Source organism: Mesorhizobium sp. WSM4817 (assembly GCF_055811135.1).
This window is the reverse complement of sequence record NZ_JBVVQQ010000007.1, coordinates 236303-252720: the sequence shown is the minus strand read 5'-3', so window position 1 is coordinate 252720 and position 16418 is coordinate 236303. Positions and strand designations below refer to the sequence as shown.

General features: G+C 62.6%; 17 protein-coding genes. 9 read left to right on the top strand and 8 right to left on the bottom strand.

Translation table 11 applies throughout. From position 1 onward, the window contains the following. Positions 1 to 44: 44 nt before the first annotated feature. Both ppx and AC0L2K_RS13305 read right to left on the bottom strand, forming a co-directional pair. Positions 45 to 1580, bottom strand: coding sequence for an exopolyphosphatase (gene ppx, locus AC0L2K_RS13310; RefSeq protein ID WP_023800616.1), 1536 nt, complete (start codon positions 1578 to 1580; stop codon positions 45 to 47). Beyond that, positions 1580 to 3781, bottom strand: coding sequence for an RNA degradosome polyphosphate kinase (locus AC0L2K_RS13305; RefSeq protein WP_128172779.1), 2202 nt, complete (start codon positions 3779 to 3781; stop codon positions 1580 to 1582). The genes ppx and AC0L2K_RS13305 overlap by 1 nt, the downstream gene beginning before the upstream one ends. Positions 3782 to 4099: 318 nt before the next feature. Between AC0L2K_RS13305 and AC0L2K_RS13300 the strand changes: the two genes are divergently transcribed. Together AC0L2K_RS13300 and AC0L2K_RS13295 are read left to right on the top strand one after the other, a co-directional pair. After that, the gene (locus AC0L2K_RS13300; RefSeq protein ID WP_473531536.1) at positions 4100 to 4345 is read left to right on the top strand and encodes a zinc-finger domain-containing protein; all 246 of its coding nucleotides are present in this window, start codon (positions 4100 to 4102) and stop codon (positions 4343 to 4345) included. A 15-nt stretch (positions 4346 to 4360) separates the two neighbouring features. Beyond that, positions 4361 to 5587, top strand: coding sequence for an FAD-dependent monooxygenase (locus tag AC0L2K_RS13295; RefSeq protein WP_473531535.1), 1227 nt, complete (start codon positions 4361 to 4363; stop codon positions 5585 to 5587). Positions 5588 to 5824: 237 nt separating this feature from the next. Here the strand turns inward: AC0L2K_RS13295 and AC0L2K_RS13290 are convergent, their stop codons facing one another. The 5 genes from AC0L2K_RS13290 to AC0L2K_RS13270 all read right to left on the bottom strand — a co-directional run bounded on the left by AC0L2K_RS13290 (position 5825) and on the right by AC0L2K_RS13270 (position 10881). Continuing rightward, positions 5825 to 6511, bottom strand: coding sequence for a TIGR02117 family protein (locus tag AC0L2K_RS13290; RefSeq protein ID WP_473531534.1), 687 nt, complete (start codon positions 6509 to 6511; stop codon positions 5825 to 5827). A gap of 103 nt (positions 6512 to 6614) precedes the next feature. Further along, positions 6615 to 7418, bottom strand: coding sequence for an amino acid ABC transporter ATP-binding protein (locus AC0L2K_RS13285; protein WP_023800620.1), 804 nt, complete (start codon positions 7416 to 7418; stop codon positions 6615 to 6617). Between the two features lie 21 nt (positions 7419 to 7439). Then, the gene (locus tag AC0L2K_RS13280) at positions 7440 to 8597 is read right to left on the bottom strand and encodes an amino acid ABC transporter permease (RefSeq protein WP_473531533.1); all 1158 of its coding nucleotides are present in this window, start codon (positions 8595 to 8597) and stop codon (positions 7440 to 7442) included. Positions 8598 to 8601: 4 nt separating this feature from the next. After that, a complete protein-coding gene (locus tag AC0L2K_RS13275; RefSeq protein WP_473531532.1) occupies positions 8602 to 9789 on the bottom strand; it encodes an amino acid ABC transporter permease in 1188 nt (395 codons plus the stop codon). A gap of 63 nt (positions 9790 to 9852) precedes the next feature. After that, positions 9853 to 10881 carry an amino acid ABC transporter substrate-binding protein gene (locus tag AC0L2K_RS13270; protein WP_128169208.1) on the bottom strand — a complete coding sequence of 343 codons (1029 nt, stop codon included), beginning with the start codon at positions 10879 to 10881 and terminating at the stop codon, positions 9853 to 9855. 429 nt (positions 10882 to 11310) lie between these two features. Between AC0L2K_RS13270 and AC0L2K_RS13265 the strand changes: the two genes are divergently transcribed. From AC0L2K_RS13265 to AC0L2K_RS13245, 5 genes are all read left to right on the top strand, one after another. Further along, a complete protein-coding gene (locus tag AC0L2K_RS13265; protein ID WP_473531531.1) occupies positions 11311 to 12477 on the top strand; it encodes a cystathionine beta-lyase in 1167 nt (388 codons plus the stop codon). Between the two features lie 265 nt (positions 12478 to 12742). Further along, positions 12743 to 13831 (top strand): HPP family protein, encoded by a 1089-nt coding sequence (locus tag AC0L2K_RS13260; protein ID WP_473531530.1) that lies wholly within the window; start codon positions 12743 to 12745, stop codon positions 13829 to 13831. 102 nt (positions 13832 to 13933) lie between these two features. Continuing rightward, positions 13934 to 14614 carry an RNA polymerase sigma factor gene (locus AC0L2K_RS13255; RefSeq protein WP_473531529.1) on the top strand — a complete coding sequence of 227 codons (681 nt, stop codon included), beginning with the start codon at positions 13934 to 13936 and terminating at the stop codon, positions 14612 to 14614. A gap of 98 nt (positions 14615 to 14712) precedes the next feature. Further along, entirely contained in the window at positions 14713 to 15237 is a 525-nt protein-coding gene (locus AC0L2K_RS13250; protein WP_473531528.1) for a DUF4142 domain-containing protein, read from the top strand. Beyond that, positions 15234 to 15563: a cupredoxin domain-containing protein gene (locus AC0L2K_RS13245; RefSeq protein ID WP_023800626.1), complete on the top strand. Its 330-nt coding sequence runs from the start codon at positions 15234 to 15236 to the stop codon at positions 15561 to 15563. The genes AC0L2K_RS13250 and AC0L2K_RS13245 overlap by 4 nt, the downstream gene beginning before the upstream one ends. A 48-nt stretch (positions 15564 to 15611) precedes the next feature. Here the strand turns inward: AC0L2K_RS13245 and AC0L2K_RS13240 are convergent, their stop codons facing one another. After that, on the bottom strand, positions 15612 to 15752 hold the full coding sequence (locus AC0L2K_RS13240) for a hypothetical protein (RefSeq protein ID WP_023800627.1): 141 nt from the start codon (positions 15750 to 15752) through the stop codon (positions 15612 to 15614). 3 nt (positions 15753 to 15755) lie between these two features. On the opposite strand from AC0L2K_RS13240, the gene AC0L2K_RS13235 reads away from it, so the two are divergent. Both AC0L2K_RS13235 and AC0L2K_RS13230 read left to right on the top strand, forming a co-directional pair. Beyond that, the gene (locus AC0L2K_RS13235; RefSeq protein WP_473531527.1) at positions 15756 to 15953 is read left to right on the top strand and encodes a hypothetical protein; all 198 of its coding nucleotides are present in this window, start codon (positions 15756 to 15758) and stop codon (positions 15951 to 15953) included. 110 nt (positions 15954 to 16063) lie between these two features. After that, a partial coding sequence (locus tag AC0L2K_RS13230) for a YkvA family protein (RefSeq protein ID WP_473531526.1) occupies positions 16064 to 16418 on the top strand: 355 nt, incomplete at its 3' end.

Here is a 16418-nt window from a genome sequence, read left to right as displayed (position 1 = left end):
CGACACAAGCTGCCGGATTGAGCCGAATACTTGACTGACCCAGATTACTTGGCTGGCATAGTGGGGCCGCCCTCGACCGCCAGCACCAGCCGGCGATTGGTGACCCTCGCCAGTTGCGCCAGTCGTCCGGCCGGCCGCTCGCCGTAAAGATCGGCCAGCGACGCCGGCAGCACCAGCGCCAGCACGCCATTGCCGCGCCTCTCCCATTTCAACCGCGGCATGACGCCCGGCATTGCCGCCGTCAGCAGGTAGACGACGCGCATCACCGCGGCCAGCACACGGGCGCGCTCGATATAGCGCGGCGTTGCCAGTGCCTTGATTTCCGGCGCGATCGATTCGTTGAAGACGCCATCATGACGGTAGGCGTTGGCCAGCGCCAGGAAGGCGCGGCCGGGATGGTCGACGCCGATGAAGGAGGCGTGGGCAATGATGTTGAGCGATTGCTTGCCGCGATATTCGGGATGCGCGCGCCAGCCGATGTCGGCAAGCAGGCAGGCGGCCTGGCGGTAACGCGCCTCGTCGACGGTCTCCTCGATGCCGAAGGCGGCGAAGGTCTTGCCCGTCCACTCAACAAGCTCTTGCGCGTGGGTGACCGAGCGCGAACGCAGCCGGGCGAGTTCCTCCGACGCCGAGATCAGCGGATCCGCCTTCTGCTCGGCTTTGTCGAGCAGCGAATAGAGAAAGCCCTCGCGCACGCCAAGTGCCGAGACGATGATCTTGGACGGCTGCATCGCCGCCATGATCTCCTGCAGCACGATGGCGCCAAAAGGCAGCAGCGAGCGGCGGTTCTTCGAGACTCCTTCGATGCCCTTTATTTTCTCGATCTCACCCTTGGCGACCTGCTTGAGGAAGGTCGCAGCGCTGTCGATGCCGATCTCGTAATGATGCATGACACTCAGCGGATAGCTGGTCATTTCCATGTACAGCCGGGCGAGGTTTCGCCAGGTGCCGCCGACCGCATAGAACGGCCTGCCCTGCCCGCCTTTCAGCAGCTTTGCCTTCGCGAGCTCGTCGCGCGCTATCTTTGCCGCCTGGGCCAGCGAGTTCTTGGCCATGTCCTGCAGGCGCAGGCCGCCCAGCGGCAGCGTGATGCCGTCGCCGATTGCCTCGCCATCGACGTCGACCAGTTCGAGGCTGCCGCCGCCGAGGTCGCCGGCGATGCCGTTGGCCGGGTGGAAGCCGGAAATGACGCCAAGCGCGGAATAGTGGGCTTCCTGGCGCCCGCTCAGGACCTGGACCTCGGTCTTGAGCACATCTTCGGCGCGGTGGATGAAATCGGGGCCGTTGACCGCCTCGCGGGCGGCGGCGGTCGCCAGCACATACATATGCTCGGCGCCGGCCTGCTCGGACAGCGCACGGAAACGCCGAAACTCCTCCATCGAACGGGTCACCGCCTCGGGATCGAGCTTTCCGGTCGAGACGATGCCGCGACCGAGGCCGGCCAGCATCTTTTCGTTGAACAGCGTGGTTGGCGAGCGCGCCAGCCCCTCATAGACGACAAGCCGGATCGAGTTCGACCCGATGTCGATGATGGACAGCGGTCGGCGGTCCTGAAGCCGGCCCTGGGACGTTGAAATCATCAGCCGGTCGCTGCGGCGTTTTTCTTGCGGCGCTTGAACTGCGCGATGCGCTTGGGCGCATGCGATTTCAGCGCATCGCCGCGTCCGGAGAGGCTCGGATTGGTCATGAAATATTCCTGCGCGTTGAACGGTTCCTCGCCCTCCTCGAGCGTGGCGCGCCGGGAGGTTCCGTCAGCCAATACGTCGAAACTTTGCTGGTTGTCCATGATGTTGCCCAGCATGATCTGACCGAGGACTTGTTCATGCACCGTTGGATTGGTGATCGGCACCATGGTTTCGACGCGGCGGTCGAGATTGCGCGGCATCAAATCGGCCGATGAGATGTAGACGATCGCCCCGTCCGACGGCAGTCCATGGCCGTTGCCGAAACAATAGATTCGGCTGTGTTCGAGGAAGCGGCCGACGATCGACTTGACCCTTATGTTTTCCGACAGGCCCGGCACTTGGGGCCTCAGGCAGCAGATGCCGCGCACGACGAGATCGATCTCGACGCCGGCGCGGCTGGCGTCATAGAGCGCGTCGATGATGATCGGGTCGACCAGCGAATTCATCTTCATCCAGATGCGGGCCGGCCTGCCCTCCAGCGCATGGCCAATCTCGTCCGAAATGTGCTTGAGGATGCGCTTGCGCAGCGTGAACGGCGAGATGGCCAGCCGCATCTCCTCGGTCGGCTCGGCGTAGCCGGTGATAAAATTGAACAGCTGAGCGACATCGCGGGCGATTGTCGGAGCGGTGGTGAAGAAGGACAAGTCGGTGTAGATGCGCGCGGTGACCGGATGGTAGTTGCCGGTGCCGAGATGCACATAGTTGCGCAGCTTGCCGTCCTCGCGCCGCACCACCAGCGACATTTTCGCGTGGGTCTTCAGTTCGAGGAAGCCGAACACGACCTGAACGCCGGCGCGCTCGAGGTCGCGCGCCCAGCGGATGTTGGCTTCCTCGTCGAAACGCGCCTTGAGCTCGACCAGCGCGGTCACCGACTTGCCGGCCTCCGCCGCGTCGACCAAAGCGCGCACGATCGGGCTGTCGTTCGAGGTGCGATAGAGCGTCTGCTTGATCGCCACCACTTCCGGATCGGCCATCGCCTGGCGCAGGAACTGCACCACCACGTCGAAGGATTCGTAGGGGTGATGAACGATGATGTCCTTCTCGCGGATGGCGGCGAAACAGTCGCCGCCGTGCTCGCGGATGCGTTCGGGAAAGCGCGGATTGTAAGGCTTGAATTTGAGATCGTCGCGGGCGATGGCGACGATCTCGGAAATCTGGCTGAGCGCCAGCGGACCGGTGAGCACGCTGATCCGGCTCGACGAGACGCCAAGCTCGCCGGCGACGAACTCGCGCAGTTCGGCCGGCATCAGCTTGTCGAATTCGATGCGGATGACCGAGCCGCGACGACGCCGTTTCAGCGCCGTCTCGAACAGGCGCACGAGATCCTCGGACTCCTCCTCGACCTCGATGTCACTGTCGCGGATGATGCGGAACGTACCGGAGCCCTTGACCTCGTAGCCGGGGAACAGCTTGCCGATATAGAGGCCGACCGCTTCTTCCAGCGGAATGAAGCGGACATGATGCTTGCGGTCAGGCAAGCGGATGAAGCGCTTCAGCGCCACCGGCAGACGCAACAGCGCGCTCATCTCCTCGCCATTCCTGCGTTGGCGCAGTTGCAGCGCCATCGAGAAGCCGAGATTGGGAATGAACGGGAACGGATGCGCCGGGTCGATCGACAGCGGTGTGAGCACCGGAAACACCTGCTCCTGGAAATGATCCTCGAGCCAGGTCTTCTCGTCCTTGGTCAGCCCATCGCGGCTGATGCTCTCGATGCCTTCCTTGTCGAGCAGCAGTATCAGAGCGGATAGGCTGTTCTGCTGGTCCTCCTGCAGGCGCTCGACCTCGCGCAGCAATTGTTCCAGCTGTTGTTCGGGGGTGCGGCCGTCCGCGCTCTTCAGCGTGATGCCTTCGCGAACCTGGCCGGCGAGGCCGGCGACACGGACCATGAAGAACTCGTCGAGATTGGCGGCCGAAATCGACAGGAAGCGGACCCGCTCGAGCAGCGGATGGTTGGCGTTCAGCGATTCTTCGAGGACGCGGCGGTTGAATTGCAGCCAGGAAAACTCGCGGTTGACGAAGCGGTCCGGATTGCCGCCCTCTGGGCTCGCCACCTCGACAGTGGTGAATTCGCTCTGCACCGGCTTTAGTTCGTTCATGGTTCCTGCTCGTTTCGCACCCGCTGGCCACAGCGTCGCGCGTCGTTGCGGACGCGCAAAAGGACGCTCCCACCACTTAAGCTACGCATGATCCCCAGCAAAACCGAATTCGGTTTCGGGGCCATGCCTTAACCGGCTTAGCTTATCCTGTGACAGGCTTTTACGACAGTTTGATTTCATCGATCTTGCAAAGAGACTGCTTATGATCCAGATGCAATCCAGGTACAGCGCGGCGCGTCCTTTGGACGCGCAAAGGGCGCGGTGGAATTTTGATTTTGCACATGATCCGGGGTCATGCGGCAAATATAGGAGACGACGATGGCAGGCGGTTCCATTCCCCATTTCCAAAACGATGCGGGCTATCCGGCAATCGACATCGGCGTCAAGGAATTCATGTGCACCGGCGCTAACCCGCCCTTCGACCATCCGCATGTGTTTCTCGACATGGGCGACGACAATGAAAAGGTCTGCCCCTATTGCTCGACGTTTTTTCGCTATTCGCCAAAGCTGAAGGCGACGGAAACACAGCCTGCCGGATGCCTCTATATCCACCAGGCCGCCTGACGCGCACGCCATCCGATGGACGACACCCGGTCCCGGCAGGTCGTTATCGCCGGAGCCGGCGTCGCCGGACTGACCGCGGCACTGGCGTTTTCCGAGCGCGGCTATCTGGTGCGGCTGTTCGAACAGGCGCCGCGCCTCGAAGCGGCCGGTGCCGGCATCCAGCTCTCACCCAACGCGACGCGCATCCTTCGCCAGTTCGGCGTGCTCGACCGGCTGTTGCCGGCGACGGTGCGGCCGGAGGCGGTCGTGCTCAAGGACGCCGCCACGCTACGTGAGCTGGCGCGGGTGCCGCTTGGCGAAGCGGCCGAAAGGCGCTGGCAGGCGCCTTATCTCGTCGCTCATCGGGCTGACCTGCAAGATGCACTGATGGCGCGCCTTGCCGAACGGCCGGACATCAGTCTCGTCACCGGCGCGCGCGTCGGCGACATCGCCACAGGACCGCGCCATGCCACGGCAACAGTCGAGATTGCCGGCAAGACAGTCGAAGCCGGCGGCTTTCTGCTGATCGGCGCCGACGGCGTCTGGTCGGCGATCCGGGCTTTTGGCGGGTTTGCGGCCAAAAGCCGGTTTTCGGGCGAGCTTGCCTGGCGCGCTACGATCAGTGCAGACAGTGTCGCAGGAGAAGCCCTTGCGGCGGTCGGCGCCGCCAATTGCGTGACCACCTTCCTGCATCCCGGCTTCCACCTCGTCGCCTATCCGGTCAGCAACGGCACGGCGTTCAACCTGGCTGCCTTCACCAGGGGCGAGATCATCGCCGAGCGCTGGTCGGGCCACGCCGACCCCAATATCCTCCTCGGCGCCATGCGTGGCACGGCGGCAGCGCTGGCCCGGCTTGCCGAGGACGCCGGCCCGTGGACCGCGTGGCCGATCCATACGGTCGACCAGGCACAGCCATGGACGACGCCCGCCGGCATCGCGCTGATCGGTGATGCGGCGCATGCAATGACGCCGTTCGCGGCGCAGGGGGCGGCGATGGCGATCGAGGATGCCGCAACCCTTGCCGGCTTTGTGGCTGCCGCGCCCGCCGATCCGTGGGGCGCGCTTGCCGCCTGGGAGAAGATGCGCCGCCCGCGCATCGCCAAGGTCTCCCGCCGCGGTGCCGTCAACCGGCTCGCCTGGCATGCAACGGGGCCGGTGGCCGTCGCGCGCAACCTGTTCCTGAAGTGGCGCTCGCCGGAAAAGCTCGCGGCCGATCTCGACTGGCTCTATGGCTGGCGGCCGCCGGATGGCGATCGGCGATGAAAGCTCGACCGGTTGGCGGGACAGCGCCCCCTCTGTCCTGCCGTCTTTGCCAAAAACTTGGCATCTCCCCCACTTGGGGGGAGATCGGCCGTCACCTCGGATTTTGCCAATCTCCAACGTTGCAGGATGAAGCGCGGCGCCGAAATTGAATATCTCCCTCCTTGTGCCTCCTTTGTGGGGGAGATGTCCGGCAGGACAGAGGGGCGCGCCGGAATGAGGCGCTGATTACCCGGAGCATCAATTATAAATCCGCATCGACAGGTCGAGTGAGGCCGGCAGCGGATTCCACCAGCCTGTCCGCAGGCCGGCGATACGCAGAGCCGCCGCTGTCCAGGTGTTGCAGCCAACCAGCGCATTGAAATGGCCGTTGGCTTCATAGAAGCGGTCGAACTTGGAATAAGCGGCATTCTCGATCAGGATCGGACCGTTCGGCCCTTGCTGGAAACTCGCCGCGATGAAGTCGAGCAGCGCTGCAAAACGCTGCTCGCTGATGTTGAAGCCGGCGACGTCGGGGTGCGGCTCGACAATGTTGCCGGCGACATCGACATGCATCACCGATGCGTCCAATGTCAGCGCCTTCATCACCGGCGCCGCCTTCAGTTCCGACCAGGTCGGCGTCTCCAGATAGAAGGCGCGGCCTCCCCAGCCGAAGACGATGTAGCGGACCCCAGCCATGTCGGCCGGAATGCCGCCACCGACCAGGAAATGGAAGCGCTTGCGCACGTCGTCATCGACCGGGATGGCGATATCTGTGTGGATCGGATTTTTCAGCACCAGGACGTGCCTGATGGCGGCGGGATCGGCGGCGGCCGCCGGCAAGAGCGGCCGTGGAATGAATGTGCCCAGAACCACGGCAAGCACGATTGCCACCACCAGAATGGCGAGAAAACGCCCAAGCTTTTTCACGAGGGACGGCTTTTTCATGAGGAACGGCCTCGCAATCGGGGCGCAATCGCCTGCTGACGGCTCAGACGCAAAAGAGCCCGGCAGGGTTTCGGCCGGGCTCTTTTGATTCGCGTGAGAGCAATCAGTGCAGGATTTGCGACAGGAACAGTTTTGTGCGCTCGTGGCGCGGATTGTCGAAGAACTCGGCTGGCGTGTTCTGCTCGACGATCTGGCCCTGGTCCATGAAGATCACCCGGTTGGCGACCTTGCGTGCAAAGCCCATCTCGTGGGTGACGCAGAGCATGGTCATGCCCTCTTCGGCGAGGCCAACCATCGTCTCCAGCACTTCCTTGATCATTTCGGGATCGAGCGCCGAGGTCGGCTCGTCGAACAGCATGATGCGCGGATTCATGCACAACGAGCGGGCGATGGCGACGCGCTGCTGCTGGCCGCCGGAAAGCTGGCCTGGATATTTGTTGGCCTGTTCCGGAATCTTGACGCGCGTGAGGAAGTGCATGGCGATTTCCTCGGCCTGCTTCTTCGGCGTCTTGCGCACCCAGATCGGCGCCAGCGTGCAGTTTTCCAGGATGGTCAAATGCGGGAACAGGTTGAAGTGCTGGAACACCATGCCGACCTCGCGGCGCACCTCGTCGATCTTCTTGAGATCGTTGGTCAATTCCTTGCCGTCGACGATGATCTTGCCCTTCTGGTGCTCTTCCAGCCGGTTGATGCAGCGGATCATCGTCGATTTGCCCGAGCCCGAAGGGCCGCAAATGACGATGCGCTCGCCGCGCATCACCTTCAGGTTGATGTCCTTCAGCACATGGAATTCGCCGTACCATTTGTGCATGGCGATGATGTCGATGGCGACATCGGTGGTGGAAACCTGCATCTTGGCGGCATTGACCTTGATCTCTTCCGCGCTGACTGCATTTTCTATTGTCATGGAAGGTTCCCTTTTTTGTTCTTAGCGCTTGTGGCCGGTGTCGAGCCGGCGTTCCGTGAACATCGAATAGCGCGACATGCCGAAACAGAACAGCCAGAAGACAAAGGCAGCAAACACCAGGCCGGACCTGGCCGTTTGCGGCGTTGCCCAGTTGGGGTCGTTAAAATTCTGTTTGACGACGCCGAGCAGGTCGAACATCGAGATGATCGAAACCAGGCTGGTGTCCTTGAACATGCCAATGAAGGTATTGACGATGCCGGGAATGACCAGCTTCAGCGCCTGCGGCAGCACGATCAGGCCCATTTTCTGCCAGTAACCGAGGCCGAGCGAATCCGCACCCTCGTACTGGCCCTTGGGGATCGCCTGCAGGCCGCCCCGCACCACTTCGGCCATATAGGCAGCGGCAAACAGCGAAACACCGATCAGCGCGCGCAGGAACTTGTCGAAGCTGACGCCGGCCGGCAGGAACAGCGGCAGCATGACGCTGGCCATGAACAGCACGGTGATCAGCGGGATGCCGCGCACCGTCTCGATGAAGATGACGCACAGCATCTTGACGATCGGCATCTTCGAGCGCCGGCCGAGCGCCAGCACGATGCCGAGCGGCAGCGACACGGCAATGCCGACGAAGGACAGGGTGAGCGTCACCAGCAGCCCTCCCCATAGCGGCGTTTCGACATGCGGCAGGCCGAACACGCCACCAACCAGCAGGATGAAGGCAAAGATCGGCAGCGCCCCGAAGAACAATAGGGCGTTCAGCCCCTTGCGCGGCACCTTCGGGATGAGCAGCGGCACCAGAAGCGCCACGAACAGGATGGCGACCAGGATCGGCCGCCAGCGCTCATCGATCGGATAGCGGCCGAACATGAACTGGCCGAACTTGGCGTTGACGAAGGCCCAACAGGCGCCGGACCAGCCGTCCGGCTGGACGCCGCCCTGTGCCGCTGTGGCGCAAAAGGTACGGTCCGCGCCGGTCCATTGGGCGTTGATGAAGGCCCAGCTGATCAGTTGCGGCAGGATCATCGCGACCAGCACGATGCCGATGATGGTCAGGATCGTGTCACCGGTCGACGCAATCAGGTTCTTGCGTATCCAGGCGCCCAGGCCGCGCTCGCTTGCAGGCGCCGACTGTGCCAGCGCCATTTCGACGCGGACGAAGGAAAGATCGTGCTCCTGCATGTCTCTACCTCTCCACCAGCGCCATTCTGGCGTTGACCACGTTCATGACCGCCGACGTCAACAGGCTGAGTGCGAGATAGACCACCATCATGATCAGCACGCACTCGATAGCCTGGCCGGTCTGGTTCAGCACCGTGCCGGTCGTCGCAGTCAGATCCGGGTAGCCGATGGCGATGGCCAGCGACGAGTTCTTGGTCAGGTTCAGATATTGGCTGGTCAGCGGCGGAATGACGATCCGCATGGCTTGCGGAATGACGACAAGCCGCAGGATCGATCCCGGCCGCAGCCCGAGTGCACCGGCTGCCTCGGTCTGACCCTTATTGACGCCCATGATGCCGGCCCGCACGATTTCGGCGATGAAGGCCGCCGTATAGAAGGACAGCGCCAGGTAGAGCGACAGGAACTCCGGTTTGACCTGAAAGCCGCCAGTCAGGTTGAAGGTCGATTGCTTTGGATAATCGAAGCTCAGCGGGAAGCCGCTGAGCGCGTAGGCCAGCAACGGCAAGCCGATGATCAAAGCCGCCGATGTCCCGAACACAGGGAATTGCTGGCCGGTCGCCATCTGCCGCTGACGCGCCTTGCGGGCGACGAACCACGCCATGGCGATGCCGAGAAGCAAAGCAACCAGGATCAGCCAGGAGCCTTCGCCCCACACGGCGCGTGGAAAATAAAAACCGCGTTGGTTGAGAAAGGAGCTGAACGGCAAATTGATGCTTTCGCGCGGCGGCGGCAGCACCGAAAGCACGCCGGAATACCAGAAGAAGATGACCAGCAACGGCGGGATGTTGCGAAAGACCTCGACATAGACCATGCAGATCTTGCGGATCAGCCAGTTGTGCGAAAGCCGGCCGACGCCAAGGATAAAGCCGATGATGGTGGCGGTGACGATGCCGGCGGCGGCAACGATGAGCGTGTTGACGAAGCCGACCAGAATGGCGCGGCCATAGGTCGAATCCGACGAATAGGCGATGGCGCTGTCACTGATGTCGAAGCCGGCGCGGCCCCTGAGGAAGCCGAAGCCTGACGCAATGCGCAGGCGCGTCAGATTGTCTATGGTGTTTTGGACGATCCACCAGACCAACGCAACCAGCACGATGACGACCACCGCCTGGAAGACTATGCCGCGGACCTTTGGATCATTGATGAAGGAGCCGCGGCTTGGCTCCTCGCGAAGAATTTCCTGCGATGCCATTCGACCATCCCCTGGAAAGAGAAACCGGGAGGCAGACGATCTGCCTCCCGGATCACATTTCGATCAGCGGATCGGCGGAGAGTATTGCAGACCTCCCTTGGTCCACAGCGCGTTGATGCCACGCGCGATCTTCAGCGGGCTGCCCGACCCGACATTGCGTTCGAACATTTCGCCGTAATTGCCGACGGCCTTGACGATGTTGACGACCCAGTCGTTGGAGACGCCGAGATCGGTGCCGATCTTGGTATCGGCCTCCTGGCCGAGCACGCGCTTGATCTCGGGATTTTCCGAGGCCTTCATTTCCTCGACATTGGCCTTGGTGATGCCGAGTTCCTCAGCCTGCAGCAGCGCAAAATAGGTCCACTTGACGATGTGGTACCACTGGTCGTCGCCCTGGCGCACGGCTGGTCCGAGCGGCTCCTTGGAGATGATCTCAGGCAGCACGACGTGGTCGGCGGGCGCGCCCAGCGTCAGCCGGATGCCGTAGAGACCTGATTGGTCGGTGGTGTAGACATCGCAACGGCCGGCGTCATAGGCCGCGTCGACCTCTGACAGCTGTTCGAAGACGACGGGGCTGTACTCCATCTTGTTCGTCTTGAAGTAGTCGGCGAGGTTGAGTTCGGTCGTGGTGCCGCTCTGCACGCAGACCGCCGCGCCCGAAAGCTGCAGCGCGGAATTCACCCCCGGCAGCTTCTTGGCGTTGATCATGAAGCCCTGTCCGTCATAATAGGTGACACCGACGAAGTTCAGACCAAGCGCCGTATCGCGGTTGATGGTCCAGGTGGTGTTGCGCGACAGAACGTCGATCTCGCCTGACTGCAGTGCGGTGAAGCGTTCCTTGGCACTGAGCGGCGTAAACTTGACCTTGGTGCCATCGCCGAACACGGCGGCCGCGACAGCGCGGCAGAAGTCCGCATCGATGCCTTGCCAGTCGCCCTTGTCGTCCGGCGCCGAGAAGCCGGCCAGACCGGTCGACACGCCGCATTGGATGAAGCCCTTGGCCTTGACGTCGTCGAGCGTGGCCGCCGACGCGGCCGAAGCCACCAATCCAAGCGCGGCGGCGCCCAGAATGCCGATTGCAATGTGTTTCATAACCCACAGACCCTTTTCTGTTTTTTTCAGGCGAACCTGACTTTTTTTTCCGTGTGAACGCAGCTTCCCGTTCCGGCCCATTACCGGAACCCGCATCGCAACCGACGCGCTGCCTCCCATTCACGAACTGCATCGAAGGCGATTATCACAGTGAGGTCAAGGAAAATGACCGAAACTCAAAGAGTTTCAAACCATTTGCCGCAAATGCCTGAATTGCAGTCAAACGCGCCCGAAAATTAGCCAGCAACTGCGAGGTCCGGCCAACGCGAATCGGAGCTGGCTTCTAAAATCCGTCTTCGGGGAGGCAGCGCCGCGCCGGAAAGCCATCGGAGCGATTGGCACAACCAGTCCGCTGGCTGGCGGTTGACGAACGGTTGCGCGGCCAATGCCGCCGCACTATGGCTGGCGCTTCATCAGAGGCGAAGCGCAATGGCAAAAGACGGCAATGAAATGGGCATCAACACGCGGCTTGCCCACTCGGGCAACAATCCGCATGACTATTTCGGCTTCATCAACCCGCCGGTGGTGCATGCCTCGACCGTGCTCTTTCCCAACGCGGCGACGATGGCGGCACGCGGCCAGAAATACACCTACGGCACGCGCGGCACGCCGACCACCGACGCGCTTGCCAGCGCCATCGACGGACTGGAAGGATCGGCCGGCACGATTGTGGTGCCCTCCGGCCTGGTGGCGGTGACAGTGCCGCTGCTCGCCTTCCTGTCGGCGGGCGACCATGTCCTGATTGTTGATTCCGTCTATCACCCAACCCGCAATTTCGCCGACACGATGCTGAAACGGCTAGGCGTCGAGGTCGAATATTACGATCCGCATGTCGGCGCCGGTATAGCGGCGTTGATCAAATCCAACACCAAGGTCGTGTTCACCGAATCGCCGGCCTCCAACACTTTCGAGGTGCAGGACATACCGGCCATTTCCAGCGCGGCACACGCCGCAGGTGCGATCGTCATGATGGACAACACCTGGGCGACGCCGCTCTACTTCCGCCCGCTCGACCACGGCGTCGACATCTCGATCCATGCGGCGACGAAATATCCGGCCGGCCATTCCGACGTGCTGCTCGGCACCGCGTCGGCCAACAAGGCCTGCTGGAAACAGCTTTGCGAGACGTTTTACACGATGGGCTGCTGCGCCGGGCCGGACGATGTCTATCAGGTGCTGCGCGGCCTGCGCACCATGGGTGTGCGCCTCGACCACCATCAGCGCAGCGCTCTGGCCATCGCGGGCTGGCTGGAGGGCCAGCCGGGCGTGGCGCGTGTGCTGCATCCAGCGCTTGCCAGCCACCCCGATCACGATCTCTGGAAACGGGACTTCTGCGGCTCGAGCGGCATTTTTTCGATCGTGCTCAAGGGCGGCAGCCAGAAACAGCAGCATGCCTTCCTCGACGCGCTCAGGATATTCGGCCTCGGCTATTCCTGGGGCGGTTATGAGAGCCTTGCTGTGCCGGTCTTCCTCGGCGACCGCGTCGTCGCCAAGGGTCCTTATGATGGCCCGCTCATCCGCCTGCAGATCGGGCTTGAGGATGTCGAGGATTTGAAGGCCGATCTGGCGCGCGGCCTCACTGCGGCGGCGGGTTGAGCTACGGCGGCGAGCTTCCAAAACCGATTCAGAAAACGCGCTCAACCTCTTGAAAAGACTAGCCGGGATCACGCTGTGTAGCTGCTCCGGCTGGCGGCCGGACCTCGCCTGATCTAGCCGCGTCGCGCAACAATATTTCCCAAATCCGCTATTTCTCGGATTGGTTTGGCTTTCGAATTCAGCAGTCTGGCGTCATTGCAAGGCGTTTCAAAGTTCAACACTCCTCGGGGATCAACCCCAGAGTGGGATAAACCCCAGAGCACCCATGGCCTTTCGTCTTTTTTCTCCCATACTGGCCGGCGCGACACTGCGCGAGCGCATGATCGCCTGTTTCGGTGCGACGATCGGCATTGCGCTGACCGGCGCGATCGGTGGCCTCGTGCTCGGCAGCGGCCCGCATGTGCCGCTGCTCGTGGCGCCGATGGGTGCCTCGGCCGTGCTTTTGTTCGCAGTGCCGGCGAGCCCGTTGGCGCAACCCTGGTCGATCATCGGCGGCAACACCATATCGGCGCTCGTCGGCGTGATTGTGGCGCGTTTCATACATGAGCCCGTCCTTGTGGTGGGCATTGCGGTATCGTTGGCCATCGCCGCGATGTCGTTCACACGCTGCCTGCATCCACCAGGCGGCGCGGCGGCTCTGACGGCGGTGTTCGGCGGCCCGGCCGTCATCGACGCCGGCTTCCTGTTTCCGTTCGTGCCGGTGGCATTGAACTCGATCGTGCTGGTGGCGCTCGGATACGGTTTTCACAAGCTGACGCGACGGACCTACCCGCATGGTACCACCGCTGCGTCAAAGAACAGCCACGGCACCATCGATCCACCGGCGCAGGAGCGTATCGGCTTCCGGCCCGAGGACATCGATGCTGCGCTCGGCGCTTTGGAGGAGACGTTCGACATCGACCGCAACGATCTCGAACGGCTACTGCGGCAGGTGGAGTTACAGGCGATGGTGCGCACGCACCGGACCTTGCTGTGCGAGGATATCATGTCGCGCGACGTGATTGCCGTGGACGAGCATGCTGATGCCGACGAGGCGCGTCATCTGCTGCTCGATCACAATATCCGGATGCTGCCGGTCGTCGACGCGGAGGCCAAGCTTATCGGCGCCGTCGGACTGCGCGAACTGGAGCGGGCGGCGCAAGCGGTGAAAAGCGTGACAAAGGCCGTGCTGACTGCCTCGGCGAGCGCGCCGGCCATGGGCCTCCTGCCGGTGCTTACCGACGGCCGCAGCCACGCCGTCGTCATCGTAGACGACAACCAGCACATCCTCGGCCTCATCACGCAGACCGATCTGCTGGCCGCAACGGCACGCGCGCAAGCTGGCGACAAGGCGTTGGCGGAAGCGGCAGCGTAAGCGGTGCCGGCCGCCGGGAAAAATGTTCGGGAACCTTTTCGCGGTTAGCCCGTCCAATGTTTCGATCGGAGGATTTGCTTCCGGTCATGAGATTGGCTCGCGATGAGGAAACCGGCCATATCTGCGACCGTCATGCCCGCCGCATCTGGCGAGATGCAGCTTGTCGGCCGTGCGCTGGCGCGCGAGGGCGGAGCCTTCCACACGATTATCAAAATGCACAACCAGCGACTCTATCGTATCGCCCGCAGCGTCGTCCGCAACGACAGCGAGGCTGAAGACATCGTGCAGGAGGCCTATGTCAGGGCCTTTGCCCAGCTCGGGGATTTTCGCGGCGAATCCTCTCTCGCCACATGGCTGTCACGCATCGTCATCAACGAGGCGCTTGGGCGTTTGCGCAAAAGGCGGCGAACGGTAGCGATGCCGCAAAATCTACAAGCCGAAATCATCGAGTTCCCCCTCAATCCCAGCGACGATCCGGAGCGGATGATGGCGCAACGGCAGATCCTCGAGCTTGTCGAACGGGCGACCGATCGACTTCCCGATGTCTACCGGACAGTATTCGTGGCGCGGGTGATCGAGGGTCTCAGCATAGACGAGACCGCCGAATTGCTTGATGTGCGGCCCGAAACCGTCAAGACCCGGCTGCACCGCGCCCGCGCCCTCGTGCGCAAGGCGCTGGCCGATCAGATCGGCCCGGTGCTGCTCGATGCCTTCCCCTTCGCCGGCCGCCGGTGTGAACGGCTGACCGCCGCGGTGATGCAGCGGCTTGGCTTTACCGGCTGATTTTCCCGAATTCCCGGGAACGTTTGCCCCCTTCCGGCATCCAAACATCGTCAACTGAAAATGCCCGGAGCCAACCGCGTCCGGCGAAGGAGAACGTCATGTTTATTCGATCGACCACCGCACTGGCAGCGCTTTTCCTGCTCAGCGCAGCGACGTTGGCGCAAGCCTCCGACAAGCCGAGCAACCCGCAGATCGCCCACATCGCCTACACAGCCGGCGTGCTTGACGTTGAGGCGGCCGTGCAAGCGCTGAAGAAATCGAAGAACAAGGAGATTCTCGATTTCGCCAAAGACATGGTGCGAGACCATGAAGCCGTAAACAAACAAGCGCTTGACCTGGTCAAGAAGCTCAACGTGACCCCAGAGGACAACGCCACCAGCAAGGCGCTGACCAAGGCGGCGGACGAGGAACGGGCGAAGCTCGCCAAGCTCGACGGCGCCGCGTTCGACAAGGCCTATCTCGACAACGAGGTCGCCTATCACAAGCAGGTCAACGGCGCGCTCGAAACCCTGCTGATCCCCTCGGCCGAGAATGCCGAACTGAAGAGCCTGCTGGAGACCGGCCTGAAGCTATTCCAGGGCCATGAACGGCATGCCGAACATGTCGCCGGCATGCTGAAATGAGAACAGCACCGACGGTGTCGAAACGGCATCTGTGGATTGCAATGGCGTTGAGTATTGCTGCCGCACCAGCCAAGGCCGAAACGATTGAGGTGACGATCGAGAAGCTTGTATTTTCGCCCGCAAGCATCGAGGCGCAGGTCGGCGATACGATAGAGTGGGTCAACAAGGACGTGTTCGCCCACACGGCGACCGTCAAAGGCGGCTGGGAGGTGGTTATCCCGCCGAAGACATCAGCGAGCATGGCCCTTCAGAAGGCGGAAGCGTTCGACTATTTCTGCCGCTTCCACCCCAACATGAAAGGCCATCTGACGGTGACGTCCCCCTAGCCGTGCCAGCGGAGACCGCCCTGCGCGCGCAAGGGCGGTCGGGCGGCGTCAAGCCGCCTGGTAGCGAGGCGCCGGCTCGCCGGTCTGCGTCGCGGCGAACAGGGCGGTGGGGGCGGCGTCGTAGGTTTCCCACAGCGCGACGGTCTGGTCGAGGTCCGCCAGGATGCCCATGATCGGCGAACGAAACATGCTGTGCTGACGCCACTCGGAAAAGCGCGATACCAGCAGGCATATGTCGTGTGGGTCGAGGCCAACCGGCGCGTCGAGGCGATTTTGGGGGCGGCCGCGGCCGAAAAGCTGAGGAGCCTCGCCGACGATGTCGCCTCGCAGGACTTTCTCGACGCCTATGTTTCAAAGCCGGCGGGCAGCACCGAATCGTCGGAGCGTTAGAGCGCCGCGCATCCTTTGGGACGCGCCACGGACGGTCTGGTCTAGTCTTTCTACGACCAGCGACCGCCGCTCGAATGCAGGCGGACGGCAATCTGTGCTAAAGTAACCCTATGAAAGCATGGCTGGAAGCGGCAAAGAGCCGGGCGCGCGACATCAAGCTCGATGTCGTCGCCTTGTGGTTCGCCGCACGCGATCCTCGGGTGCCCTGGTCCGCGAAACTCGTGGCGGGGATGGTGGCCGCCTATGCGCTTTCCCCAATCGACCTGATCCCGGATTTTATTCCGGTGCTCGGCTATGTCGACGACCTAGTCATAGTACCGCTCGGCGTAATCCTGGCCATAAGGCTTGTTCCGCCGTCGCTGATGGACGAGTTTAGGGGGGGGGGGGCCCCGCGCCCCCCCCACCCCCACCACACCGGCGGCAGGTTTATTATTATGGGGCCGATCCGGGGGGTTGGGGGGGTGG